Origin of the sequence: Cellvibrio mixtus subsp. mixtus J3-8 (genome assembly GCF_000766945.1) — a bacterium.
Taxonomy (GTDB): domain Bacteria; phylum Pseudomonadota; class Gammaproteobacteria; order Pseudomonadales; family Cellvibrionaceae; genus Cellvibrio; species Cellvibrio mixtus_A.
Map to the genome: position 1 here is coordinate 344,062 of NZ_KN266207.1, position 13,739 is coordinate 357,800.

The following is a 13,739-nucleotide window of genomic DNA, read 5'->3' on the forward strand; positions in this document are numbered from 1 at the left end:
AAGTGCATTACTGCTTGCACTGCTATTACCTTTGTTTTTTCCTGAAGAATCATTATCTCCGCCGCAGCCCAAGAGCAGTAAAGGCACCATAAATAGACATCTTTTCATATCCTTTCTCCATGTAAGTACTATAAACAGCGGCTAGTTTCGCATTTTAATGGGAGTATTAATATTTAATTTTATCGGTTGCATGAGGCGTTTTATACATGATTTGCTGTGGGTAGCAAATTTTTACAATTTGTAGAGCATTGCATTTTCTGTTGCGGGAACATATTTGGGCACAGGTAATCCTATCTTAAGGTAATAAAAAACCAAAGCAAGATTGTTGGCACTATTTACAACAAGTTTATTTTGTTACAACAAGTTCATTTTTGAATAGGTGATTGAAATGGAAACACAAGAATTGCATCGTGGGCGTTTGATAGATCATATTCAATTGGTTGTGCGTGATTTGCCTGCCTCGCAAAAATTTTATACGGCGGTCTTTGAAATCCTGGAAATACCGATGGGTGGTACTGGCGAGGACTTCTTTTGGGTGGATGAATTATTTGTCTCTAGTGCGGATAGTAAAGCTGCCCAAGGCGCATTAACCGGGCGACATCATCTCGCATTTCAAGCAAAAGACCGCAAACAGGTGGATGCCTTTTATAACGCAGCATTATTGAATGGTGGGCGCGATAACGGAAAACCAGGTGAAAGGCCTTATCATCCCGGTTATTACGCAGCATTTGTCCTTGATCCGGATGGAAATAATATTGAGGCAGTTTTTCATGGCGAAGCGAAACGTAGCGCGGCTTCTATAAAAATTACTTTTTAATAGCAGTCTACACGGGTTGCGTGGGCAAGGTGTGCTGACGGGGCGTGAGCCCCGTCTCTGAAAATTATTCGTTGGCTGCCCCTGGTTCATAAGCGAGTACCGGGCTTAACCATCTCTCAACTTCCAATACATTTACTCCTTTGCGTTGAGCCAGGCTTTCAATTTGATCCTTTTCGATTTTTCCGGTATTGAAGTATTCTGATTCAGGGTGCGAAAAATACCAACCGGATACTGCAGCTGTTGGCAGCATTGCAAAGTGTTCAGTTAGCGTAATTCCGGTATTTTTTTCTGCGTTTAATAATTTAAATAGTGTCGCTTTTTCGGTGTGATCCGGACAAGCGGGATAACCGGGAGCAGGGCGGATACCTTTGTATTGCTCTTTAATGAGCTCTTCATTATCCAGATTTTCGTCGCGGTCATAACCCCAGAATTCCTTGCGCACACGTAGGTGCATATGTTCAGCAAATGCTTCTGCCAAACGGTCGGCAAGGGCTTTAACCATGATGCTGTTGTAATCATCGCCGTTATCCTGATATTGCTTCGCAAGCTCTTCCGCACCTATGCCGGTAGTAACCGCAAAGCCGCCAATATAGTCCTGCTTTCCAGTTTCTTTCGGTGCAATGTAATCCGCTAACGAATAATGTGGCTTGGTTTCCATACCTTGTTTGAGGTGTTGTTGACGAATGTGGTGCAGAGTATCGATTTTATTTCCGGCATCATCATATACGTCAATGTCATCTGCGTTGACAGTATTTGCTGGCCAGAATCCGATAACACCATTGGCTTTAATTAATTTTTCATCGATCAATTTACGCAGCATTTCTTGTGCGTCGGCAAATAAATTGCGCGCTGCTTCGCCGACGATTTCATCTTCCAGAATACGCGGGTATTTTCCGGCGAGATCCCAGCTGATAAAGAATGGGGTCCAATCAATGAATTCAACCAATGTATTTAAATCATAATCTTCAAATACTTTGATACCGATGAACGCCGGTGTTGGTGGTGTGTAATTTTCCCAATCGAGTTTCAATCCTTTGGCGATTGCTTCGGGATAGGTTCTCACTGTGCCACGTGGTTTACGATTAGCATTACGCTCTCGCACTTCTATATATTCTTGCTTGATATCCTCTACAAATTTCGGACGAAGTTCATTTGAGAGCAGGGTGCTGGCAACGCCGACGGCGCGCGATGCATCCGCCACATAGATAACCTGGTTAAGTTTAAATACCGGGTCAATTTTTACGGCAGTGTGCGCTTTGGATGTTGTCGCGCCACCAATTAACAGCGGTTTGTTGATGCCGCGACGTTCCATTTCACGCCCTACAAATACCATTTCATCCAGCGAAGGAGTAATCAAACCGGAGAGGCCGATAATGTCACAGTTTTGTTCGACGGCAGTGTCAATGATTTTATCGCACGGCACCATTACGCCAAGGTCAACTACTTCGAAGTTGTTGCATTGTAAAACTACACCAACAATGTTTTTGCCGATATCGTGTACGTCGCCTTTTACTGTGGCCATCAAAATTTTGCCATTCGGTTTTGATGCTTCGGTTTTTTCGTTTTCGATAAATGGTTGCAAATAAGCCACTGATTGTTTCATTACGCGCGCTGATTTCACCACCTGGGGCAGAAACATTTTACCTTCGCCGAATAAATCCCCCACCACATTCATGCCGTCCATCAATGGACCTTCAATAACATCAAGCGGACGCGGATAGTGTTGGCGAGCTTCTTCGGTATCGGCTTCAATATGTGTGGAAATACCTTTTACTAGTGCGTGCTCAATGCGTTTTGCGATAGGCAGTGAACGCCATTCTGCATCTTCTTTTACTTCACCGGCGGCGCCCTCACCGCGATATTTTTCGGCGATATCAAGCAGCGCTTCAGTACCTCCACTGTGGCGATTAAGAATTACATCTTCGACCTTATCTTTTAATTCCTGCGGCAAATCGTCATATACAGCCAGTTGGCTGGCATTAACAATCCCCATATTCATGCCGGCTTTAATTGCATGGTATAAGAAGACAGAATGAATCGCTTCGCGTACCGGATTATTACCGCGGAAAGAAAATGATACGTTAGATACACCACCGCTCACGCCGGCATGAGGTAAATTAGTGCGAATCCAGCGGGTAGCTTCAATAAAATCTACAGCGTAGTTATTATGTTCTTCAATGCCGGTTGCAACTGCAAAAATATTTGGATCGAAAATAATATCTTCCGGTGGAAAATTTAATTTATCAACCAGAGTGCGATAAGAACGCTCACAAATTTCTTTTTTGCGCTCCATAGTGTCAGCTTGACCGGTTTCATCAAATGCCATTACCACCACGGCGGCGCCGTAACGCATACACAATTTTGCTTTTTGTAAAAACTCCTCTTCGCCTTCTTTCAAGCTGATGGAGTTAACAATGGGTTTGCCTTGAATACATTTCAAACCGGCTTCGATCACATCCCACTTGGATGAGTCCACCATGATGGGTACACGTGCAATATCCGGTTCGCCTGCAATTAAATTTAAAAAGCGCACCATGGCTTTTTCGGCATCGAGCATGCCTTCATCCATGTTGATATCAATGATTTGCGCACCGTTTTCAACTTGTTCTAATGCAACTTCCAGGGCGGTGGAATAATCCTCTTCCACAATCAAACGTTTAAAACGTGCAGAGCCGGTAACGTTACAGCGTTCACCCACATTTACGAATAATGATTCTTTGGTAATGTTGAATGGTTCAAGGCCGGATAAGCGACATGCAGGTTCAATAGCGGGAATAGAACGTGGGGGATATTTTGTCATCGCACCGGCAAGTGCCTTGATGTGCGCTGGTGTGGTACCACAGCAGCCGCCGATAATATTTAAGAATCCACTTGCGGCAAACTCTTCAACAATCGCTACCATTTCTTCCGCAGTTTGATCATATTCGCCAAATTCATTGGGTAAACCGGCGTTGGGATGCGCTGACACAAAGCAATTCGCGACGCGTGACATTTCCTGTACATATTGGCGTAATTCTTTTGCACCCAGTGCGCAGTTCAAACCCATGCTCAGTGGGCGAGCGTGGGCGAGCGAGTTATAAAACGCTTCTGTTGTTTGACCTGAAAGGGTGCGCCCTGACGCATCGGTGATTGTGCCGGAAATCATAATCGGCAATTCAAAGCCGGTAGCGTCAAAATATTTTTGCACGGCGAAAACGGCGGCTTTGGCGTTGAGTGTATCGAAAATGGTTTCGATCAAAATAATGTCGGCACCGCCTTTAACCAGCGCATCAGTGGCTTCGACATAGTTTTCAACCAATTGATCGAAAGTGACGTTGCGTGCCCCGGGATCATTTACATCAGGCGAAATTGAACAGGTACGGCTGGTGGGACCAAGCACGCCGGCTACAAAGCGCGGTTTGGCAGGATTTTGGGCTGTCAGTTCATCGCATAATTCGCGTGCAAGTTTGGCGGCAGCAAAATTGAGCTCTGGTACAAGGTCTTCCATGTCGTAGTCGGCCATGGAAATACGTGTGGCATTGAACGTATTGGTTTCCAGAATATCGGCACCAGCCTCAAGGTAAGCGCGCTGGATTTCACGGATAACGTCTGGCTTGGTTATGCAGAGCAAATCGTTGTTGCCGGCGATATCCATGTGATAGTTGGCAAAACGCTCGCCGCGATAGTCTGCTTCCTTCAGTTTGTAGCTTTGGATCATCGTGCCCATTCCGCCATCCAGAATCAGGATGCGTTCTTTAATGGCATTATGGAGGGAATCAATACGAGCTTGCAGGGCAGCAGGTGCAGTCATGGAAAACCTATCAATGGAAATCTTTTAAAAGAATAAAAATCAGAGTGCAATATCAAAAAAAATTGATATTCAAAGTGGCATGAATTCTAGCAGAAAAGTGTATGAAAGGGCTGATTAAGAGAGACGGGGAGCGTGCCCGTTGAGCATAAACTGCGCAGGCTTTTGGGTTGATTGCCCCATTTTAAATCGAGGGGGGTAAAGCACATTAAGTGATTCCAGTATCCCTGGCGTCACTATTTATTTGTCCAGGTGAACAGTTTTTTCAACTTTAATGGCTTGCGGATGAGCAGGGCGAAGCTGGAAAAGCACTAACGCTGCAAAGAACGCAAAGCCTAAAGCTGCGATAGCAATGGATTCGGGATAAAGCACACCAAACAGCAAATGCGCTACAACGAGGCTAATGTAAAGGGTAATACGCAGGTTTTTCGGGGTGAGTAAAAAGGTGCTTGATTCATTGTTCATGTCAGTACTCCTGTTTGGCGTGAAATGATACATGCATCACAAAATTTTGTATGCACACTTCACACCATAAAAGCATAGTTTCCTTAAGGGGTTATTACGTAATTAAATTTCTCAATGGGTTTTCATTTCCGACAGGCGGTCAAATTCATATTTTTTAATAGCTGAGTGTGCTTACTATCCATGAAAATAAAATAATGGCGCATAAAACTGCTCAAATGACTCTCTATCCGGGGTTACAAATTCGAGGTATTTACAGAACAGCTATGGCGATGATTGCAAAATCCTAGTGCGTAGTCGCAGGTCAATACAGTAGAATACCCGAGTAATTTGATCGGGTATTGTTTGTTCCCTGCCCAGGATTTATTAAAAGGTTTATATGGTTAACGTCGATATCACTGAATCTGCCCAAAAGTATTTGAAAGAGCTGTTGGACAAGCAAAAAGACAATGACGGTATTGGTATACGTATGTTTGTTGCCAATCCGGGAACACCCAGCGCGGAGACCTGTATCGCCTATTGTCGGCCGGGTGAGCAAAAAGAGGGCGATGTGATTGTCCCTTTGAATGGTTTTAGTGCTTACTTTGAAGAGCGCAGCCTGCCATTTTTGGAAGATGCGAAGGTAGATTACTCTGCAGATCGTATGGGGGGGCAGCTTACTATCCGTGCACCCAACTCAAAAATGCCCCGTGTGACGGATGACAGCCCGCTGGAAGATCGTATTAACTATGTGCTTTACAACGATGTAAATCCAAGCCTTGCCTCCCACGGTGGGAATGTGAGCCTGGTAGAAGTGACGCCGGATATGATTGCGATATTGAAGTTTGGCGGTGGTTGCCAGGGGTGTGGATCCGTTGCGATTACCCTAAAGCAGGGTATTGAAGTTCAATTGATGGACAAGTTACCTGAGTTGAAAGGTATTCGCGATGTGACTGACCATACGGATCGATCAAACGCATACATGTAGTTATTGTGCGACAGATAAAAATACCGCCGCTGTGCGGTATTTTTTTTAGTGAGAGCTTTTATTGATTAACGCTTCATATTCGCCGCTGTTTTTCAGGGCGATTAGTCCTTCGTCCAATTGTCCTGCCAATAACCTCGCCCGTGGGCTTTTGTGTGAAAAAGCAACGTAAACATCGCCTCGATGGTTGATAAAACGTTTGTCGAGTGTGTTGTTTTCCAATCCCATTTTTTTCAAGGCAAATTCCGCTTCGCGATCAAACATGACGGCAGCATCAATACGCCCTTGTCTGAGCATGCGGATTATTTGTGATTGCTGGGTAAGCGGTATTTCGGTGAATCGATCGCGATGTTGTTCGTAAATATCGCCATATTCATAGTCGCGAATAAACCCCACCCGGAATTTAGCCGGAATGTCTTCGATACGTTTTATATCTGGAAAAGCGTCGGGTAGAAAAAACCAGTAAGACTCCACGGTGAGCAGCGGGACTTTACCAAACAAGTATTTATCTTTTGTGGTGGATTGGAGTGTTACGTTGTAGCCACCATCAATTTTACCGGATGCGAGGTCATGTAAAACCCGGGCGTAGGGCAGCACTTGAAAAGTGGGGTATAAACCTGATTTGGCAAAAGCCGCTTTGATCAATTCAGTAGATATCCCCTGGCCGTGCTCATCAGAATAGGGCGGCCATGAATCCTCTGCACCCAGGCGAATACGGATAGAGGTATCAACATCTTCCCCGGCAACTTTTTCAGATACGCTTTCTGCATGCAGCGACGGGGCTGCGAGGCTCAGTAGTAGCCATGCATAAGTCCAATATTTAACCATTGGTTGATTACTCCTGCCGGGGCTTATTTGTAGCATCTAATTCCAAGATTAAGCGCATTTTGTTATATGATCAATAATTTAAATAACTATATAGAAGGAGAATGACGTCTCATTTAATTAAGTGTTAAAAAAATAAAATATCAAATAAGAATTATTATCATTGTAAATGTTAATGACTATCGATAAAATTTGGTTAAATTTATTAAATGCATATATTTATTACCCAAAGGCATAGTTATGACCAAATCCAAATCTTTATCTGCGCATATAGTTTCTAAAAAGCGCATTACTTCCTCGCAACTCACTGTAACTGCGTTGTCCTCTGCTATGTTGCTGGCTTCAGCCGGTGTAATGGCGGCTGACGATACTAAAGACGCAAAAAAGCTGGATGCGGTAAAAGTAGAAGCTGATGCAATTGCTTCTTTCAAAGCTGACAAAGCCAGCTCGCCAAAACTTACCCAACCACTGGTAGATACCCCACAAACTATTGTGGTTGTGAAAAAAGAACTTTTCCAACAACAAGCTGCAACAACATTGAGTGAGGCACTGCGCAACACTCCGGGTATCACCATGTTGATGGGGGAGAATGGCAACACCTCTACCGGTGATTCCATCTTCATGCGCGGTTTTGACACCCAGGGCAGTATTTACGTCGATGGAATCCGCGATTTGGGTAGCATCAGCCGCGATACTTTTAATACTGAGCAAGTTGAAATTTCTAAGGGTCCAGCGGGTGTAGACAATGGCCGTGGCGCGGCATCAGGTTATGTAAACCTGAGCTCCAAATTAGCGAACCAGGAAGATGCAACCTCTGGCACTGTGAATGTGGGAACCTCGGATTACAAACGCGCAACTGTGGATGTAAACCGCACCCTAGGTGAAAGTTCCGCATTGCGCGTTAACTTGATGAAGCAAGATGCCGGTGTTGATGGTCGCGATGAAGTGGAAAGTAATTTCCAGGGCGTTGCAGCATCCCTTGCTTTGGGGCTTGGAACGGGTACCCGCACTTACATCAATATTTTATCGATGGAGCAATCCGGCATTCCGGATGGCGGTATACCAACTATCGGCTTGGATGGTTATTACAACGCGATTTTTGCAACAGGTGCATTAAAAGGCCAAACCCCCAAGCGTGCAGACACTGAAAACTTCTACGGTTCAACCAGCGATTTCAACGATGTAAAAGCCAACATGGTTACTGTTCGTATTGAGCAGGATTTGGCTGAAGGAGTGACCCTGCGCAATACCTCGCGTTATGGTCGCACTAATCAGGATCAGGTATTGACCGGTGTTAATACAGTCACCTTCGTGACCCCGTCAAATTCGGATACATGGACAATTTCGCGTTCGCGCCAGGGTAAGGACCAAACCAATCAAATCCTTACCAACCAGACCAACCTGACTGCCTCATTTGAAACCGGTAGCATCAAACATGATCTGAGTTCCGGCGTTGAATTTATTTACGAAAGCCAACTGAACTACACCTTGGGCATTCCATTCCTATCGCCAACATCGTCATCAACAATGCCCCAGGTTAATGCCAATCTCTATAGCCCGCGTACTGATGATGTGTTCCAGCCTGTGCGTCGTACCGGTGGAAAAACGGATGGTGAAACCTCTACTTACGCCTTTTATGCACAAGACACTATTACCCTGAACGATCAATGGGAATTGAGTGCCGGTGTTCGCGCTGATCGTTTCCACACCAGGACAGACGTTATTACCCGCCAGGCCGCGGTGACTGCACCTGCCGTACAAACTGTACCAATCGGTACTTTGTTAGCGAGTGATGCGCATTTGACCGACGAGTTGGTGGGTTGGAAATTAGGCGGTGTATATAAGCCGGCAGCCAATGGTTCGATTTATGTGAGTTATGCAACGTCCCAGTTACCACCGGGCGGCGCGAACTTTTCGTTAAATACCACGAATGCGACTAACAATATCAATAGCCCCAACATGGACCCCCAAAAAGGTACCAATACTGAATTGGGCACCAAGTGGAATGTATTGGATAACAAATTGTTCCTGACTGCGGCGTTGTTCCGCAGCACTAACGAAAATGAAATTGCCACTAATGCGGATGGTTCATCTGTTGCTGTCGGTGAAAAGCAGGTTGAAGGTTTGGAGTTAGGCGTTGTGGGTGCCTTGACGGACAAGTGGCAAATCAGTGCTGGCCTTGCATTTATGGATAACGAGATCACCCGCGGTAACCGCACTGTCGATAACCCGGATACCACTACAAACGAAGCGTCTGGCAACAACGAGGGTGGTGCGATCCAGTGGTCACCAAAGACGACTTTTACACTGTGGAATAGCTATACCTTTGACAGTGGTTTGGTGATTGGTGGCGGTGCGCGTTACATAGATACCATGGTGAGTTCCAGCATAGTAAATTCAACAGCGCTCAGCACGCGTTCCGTACTTGAGTTTGGTGATTACTGGGTTTTGGATGCAATGGCTTCTTACCCGATTAACAAAAATATCAGCGTGCAACTGAATGTCCTCAACCTGACAGATGAGGATTATGTTGCGAGCTTGAATAACAGCGGCGCACGTTATTATCCCGGTGCGCCATTGTCTGCTCGACTGGGTGTTAACTTCGCATTCTAATCAACCGGTTTAATGCGAATTGGCAGGGGCGCGATTTATCGCGCCCCTGTGCATTGCAGGAGTGCAAAAAACAACAGGTAAAAACAGGGCGCAATGAAGTGCGCCCCTACGAGGGCGTTATGTTAATCCACATTCCTGAAGTGCTAACCAAACAACAAGTCGCAGAATTCCGCACTCGCTTGAATCAGGCTGATTGGATTGATGGCAAAGCTACCGTTGGCGTGCAAGGCTCGCAGGTGAAAAAAAATCGCCAGCTGGCAGTTGATGGGATTGTTGCCCGTGAGCTGGGCGAAATTATTTTAAAAGCACTTTATGCGAATCCGGTTTTTATGTCTGCTGCTCTGCCATTGCGAATAGTTCCACCATTATTTAATGCCTATAACGGTGGTGAGCATTACGGTTTTCATGTTGATGGCGCCATACGCTTAATTCCCGGCAGCAATTTAAGTTTGCGTACCGATGTGTCATCCACCCTGTTTTTATCAGAGCCTGATGAATACGACGGTGGCGAATTAATTGTGCAAGACACTTACGGCAGCCACGACGTAAAACTGCCTGCGGGGGATTTGATTTTATATCCCGCTACCAGTTTGCATCAGGTTGAGCCTGTTACACGCGGTGAGCGCGTGAGCAGTTTTTTCTGGACCCAGAGTATGGTACGTGATGATTGGCAACGGAATTTGTTATACGAGCTGGATTGCAATATCCAGTCATTGCGCCAAAAGGTGGGTGATAGCGAAGAAATTGTGGGCTTGACCGGCCATTATCACAATCTGTTGCGGCAATGGGCGCAGGTTTGATGATGGTTTTTTGGGCAGGGCATGGACATTTAGAGGACAAATCCCTAACAAATCCTGATAAAAATGGGTTTGATACGCCTGTTAATGATATGTATTATCATTTAGATTCTTATTAAAACTGTGTTAAGAGGCTATGATGATATCTACCCGTCCGCGCATTAATTTGCCGTCACAATCAATCCTGTCGAAAGCTGTTCGTGGTGCATCGATGACTTTTTTTGTCCCCGTTACCCTGTTTACAGGTGCAAGTGTTGCCGCGAATGAGCCACAACGTTTGCAAACAGTCGTTATTACAGCGGCTGGTTACGAGCAAAAAGTGACGGATGCACCGGCCAGCATTTCAGTGATTACGGGCGAGGAACTGACCAGGCGCCCCTACGTGACATTGTTGGATGCAGTGCGCGATCTGGAAGGGGTGGATGTTGGTGAAACCCGCGATAAAACCGGGCAGGGCACCATCTCAATGCGTGGGATGGGTGCCGATTACACGCTTATCCTGGTCGATGGTAAGCGCCAAAATAACCATGGCGATATTTATCCCAACAACTTTGGCGGTAACCAGTTCGGGCATATTCCACCCATGGATGCTGTTGAGCGGATCGAAGTGATTCGCGGCCCTGCATCTACGCTGTACGGTGCAGATGCAATGGGCGGTGTTATCAATATCATCACCAAAAAGGTGACAGATAAATGGCAAGGATCAATCAGCCACAGCCGTACCAGTCAAACAGATGATGCCTATGGCGATGACATCACTACCGATTTTAATGTGATGGGCCCTGTAATTCCGGGCAAGGTCGGGCTTGCCCTGCGCGGTAGTTTTTATAATCGTGAAGCATCCACTCCCAGCTATGCTCCGGTGGTATATCCGAATGGCGAAACCCGTATCCGGTCATTGGGTTTCGGCAGTGGGGGTAAAACAGTCGACAATGAAAACGAGTCCCTGGGGGCACGGCTTTCCTGGACACCGACTGCTAATCAAAGCATCTGGTTTGATATCGATACATCAACCCAGGAATACGACAACACTCCGCGTACAAATGACGCCGGGGTGCAGGAGTATCCCGTGGGCACGGTCGATAATATTGGTTCCATTTGGAGTGCGACCCCGAATAACTGTATTGCGAGGGGAAATTGCACCCGTGCCAATCCCCAGGCTGGTTACAGTGCAACCCAGGAGTTCTCGCGCGATACCTGGTCGCTATCCCATGAGGGCAAATGGGATTTGGGTAACAGTTTCATCTCCTTATCTTATGTCGATACCAATAACCACGGCCGTACCATGCCGTTCACTGTTGCCGAGCGTCAGCAGTTGCTCGCGATGATGAATGGCGCAGGCCAATATTCATCACTGACTGTCGAGCAACGCAGGGCATTGGCAGAGGCCACTTTCCTGCCCCGCCCGAAGCGCACTATGTCCAGCAACCAATATACGTTTGATGCAAAGCTGGACATGCCTTTTGAGTTGGCGGGTGAGCACGTTGCGGTTGTAGGTGCCCAGGTGATCCAGGGCGAGCTGGAAGATGGTGTATTCGGCATGGAAGCAGGTACGCCCGGCGGTAAGCAAGAGCACAACATGTACTCGCTATTTGCCGAAGATACCTGGTATGTAATAAGTCCATTGGGGATTACCGCCGGTTTGCGTTATGACGACCATGAAGTATTTGGCGATAACCTCAGTCCACGTCTTTATGGCACTTACACCCTGAGCGAGCAATGGACTGTGAAGGGCGGTGTCAGTACCGGTTTTAAAACCCCGAAGACCACCCAGCTATACGATGGTGTAGTAGGTTTTGGTGGCCAGGGCGTGTCTCCACAATTTGGAAATCCTGATCTTGAACCTGAGACCAGTACCAGCACAGAGTTGGCTGCTTATTGGCAGCATTCCAAAGGCCATAACTTCAACGTTACCGCATTCCACAATAAGTTCGACGATAAAATTGCCTCGCAACCCTGTGGCGGTGTGACTGGAATTGCCTGTGCTGGCACGGGTGACTACTCTGACCTTGGGTACTCCAATAGCACCAAAACGGTAAACATTGATGAAGTCGTAATCCAAGGGCTTGAAGTCGCTGGCCGCTGGCAAATCCTCAATGGTTGGGCGTTGCGTGCCAATTACACCTATACCGACAGCGAGCAAAAAAGCGGTGCCCAAAAAGGCCGTCCGCTGGGCAACTCCGCCAAACACATGGCAAATGCGACTTTAGAGTGGTTTGCGACAGACAAGTTAAATGTTTCGCTCATCACCGAATTCAATTCGGACCGTTACAACACCTGGGATGCTACTGCCCAACGCGAGTTGTACTTCAAAAGTTATGAAGTATTGCATCTGGGTGCCTCTTATAAAGCCAGCGAAACCGTCACTATTAATGCGCGCATTAACAATTTACTGGATCGTGATTTCACTGGTTACGACTTGAGTTTTGTTGAATGCGACAGTGGTAATAATTGTGTATTTTCCGGTGATGATGTAACGGGCTACCAGGCGAGTTACCTGGACCATTACAACAACAAAGACAAAGCGCGTAATTTCTGGATCGGAGTAAACGCCAGATTCTAGAAAATGTAAATATTCACGCAGGGCTCCTTTAGCGAGGGGCCCTGCGTATTTTTTAAAAGGTGAACAAAATTCGAATGAAAATTTATCCGGGAGGACTTCGTGAGTGGCACTGGATCAGTTCTGCAATTTGTTTGATCGGCATGCTGTTATTTGCTATCACCGGCATCACACTCAATCACGCCTCGCAAATTAATGCTGAACCAAAGGTCACGACGGTTACTGCAATGAGTTGGAATGCCGGTGATATTGCTGAAATAGGGCCCGGCAATAGTGAGCAAACCATACAGCGATTTTTGCAGCAATTAGCACGTGACACTATTCATCCGGCGTTATTACTATACAAGGATCTGTTTGTGAGTGAAGATCGATTCACTGAATTAAAAAAAATGCATGACGCGGCATTGGTGAATTCGCTTATAGAATTACCCCATCGCGAGTACTCGATTGCCTCCGTGCCTCATGAAAATACACTCGATTTATTGGTGCGCCAGGTGAATGTTGCGCCCGGGCGCTATCATTTGGATTTGGATTTGGATTTGGATTTGGATTTGGATTTGGGTTCTGGTTGGTTAAGCGTTCATGCCGGTGTCCAACAACCAATTCGATTGCGTATTCGCACCAATAAAAATTTTCACTCACCGGACAATAATTGCCCGCTGATTTTAATCGGCAATGGTACCGGCATTGCGGGCTTGCGCTCCCATTTGGCCAATCCCGCGCGCGCCGATACCCGCAATTGGTTATTGTTTGGTGAGCGCTCCGCAGCAACCGATAATTTTTTTAATGCAGATCTTCAACGTTGGCACAATATGGGTTTATTAACTCGGGTTGATCGGGTTTTTTCGCGCGATGCCAAACCCGGTGAGCAGCGCCGCTATTGTCGCGATGTCTATTAATTATTGTTGAAAAAC

Annotated in this window: 9 protein-coding genes; 6 read left to right on the top strand and 3 right to left on the bottom strand. The window is 46.3% G+C overall.

The annotated features are described in order from the left end of the window. Positions 1–388 precede the first annotated feature (388 nt). Entirely contained in the window at positions 389–817 is a 429-nt protein-coding gene (locus A596_RS06480) for a VOC family protein (RefSeq protein ID WP_039913330.1), read from the top strand. Positions 818–881: 64 nt separating this feature from the next. Here the strand turns inward: A596_RS06480 and metH are convergent, their stop codons facing one another. Together metH and A596_RS06490 are read right to left on the bottom strand one after the other, a co-directional pair. Beyond that, complete coding sequence (gene metH, locus A596_RS06485) at positions 882–4,607, bottom strand: methionine synthase (protein WP_039913331.1); 3,726 nt, start codon at positions 4,605–4,607, stop codon at positions 882–884. Between the two features lie 237 nt (positions 4,608–4,844). Then, a complete protein-coding gene (locus A596_RS06490) occupies positions 4,845–5,069 on the bottom strand; it encodes a hypothetical protein (RefSeq protein WP_039913332.1) in 225 nt (74 codons plus the stop codon). A gap of 376 nt (positions 5,070–5,445) precedes the next feature. Between A596_RS06490 and nfuA the strand changes: the two genes are divergently transcribed. Then, positions 5,446–6,033 carry a Fe-S biogenesis protein NfuA gene (gene nfuA / locus A596_RS06495; RefSeq protein ID WP_039913333.1) on the top strand — a complete coding sequence of 196 codons (588 nt, stop codon included), beginning with the start codon at positions 5,446–5,448 and terminating at the stop codon, positions 6,031–6,033. Positions 6,034–6,078: 45 nt separating this feature from the next. On the opposite strand, the gene A596_RS06500 is transcribed toward nfuA, so the two are convergent. Then, positions 6,079–6,858 carry a substrate-binding periplasmic protein gene (locus tag A596_RS06500; RefSeq protein ID WP_052417304.1) on the bottom strand — a complete coding sequence of 260 codons (780 nt, stop codon included), beginning with the start codon at positions 6,856–6,858 and terminating at the stop codon, positions 6,079–6,081. A 237-nt stretch (positions 6,859–7,095) separates the two neighbouring features. On the opposite strand from A596_RS06500, the gene A596_RS06505 reads away from it, so the two are divergent. The 4 genes from A596_RS06505 (at position 7,096) to A596_RS23480 (ending at position 13,724) form a co-directional block, all read left to right on the top strand. Next, complete coding sequence (locus tag A596_RS06505; RefSeq protein WP_039913334.1) at positions 7,096–9,468, top strand: catecholate siderophore receptor Fiu; 2,373 nt, start codon at positions 7,096–7,098, stop codon at positions 9,466–9,468. A 119-nt stretch (positions 9,469–9,587) separates the two neighbouring features. Continuing rightward, the gene (locus A596_RS06510) at positions 9,588–10,268 is read left to right on the top strand and encodes a Fe2+-dependent dioxygenase (RefSeq protein ID WP_039914361.1); all 681 of its coding nucleotides are present in this window, start codon (positions 9,588–9,590) and stop codon (positions 10,266–10,268) included. A 133-nt stretch (positions 10,269–10,401) separates the two neighbouring features. Then, complete coding sequence (locus tag A596_RS06515; protein ID WP_039913336.1) at positions 10,402–12,828, top strand: TonB-dependent receptor domain-containing protein; 2,427 nt, start codon at positions 10,402–10,404, stop codon at positions 12,826–12,828. 74 nt (positions 12,829–12,902) lie between these two features. Beyond that, complete coding sequence (locus tag A596_RS23480) at positions 12,903–13,724, top strand: PepSY-associated TM helix domain-containing protein (RefSeq protein ID WP_052417305.1); 822 nt, start codon at positions 12,903–12,905, stop codon at positions 13,722–13,724. Positions 13,725–13,739 lie beyond the last annotated feature (15 nt).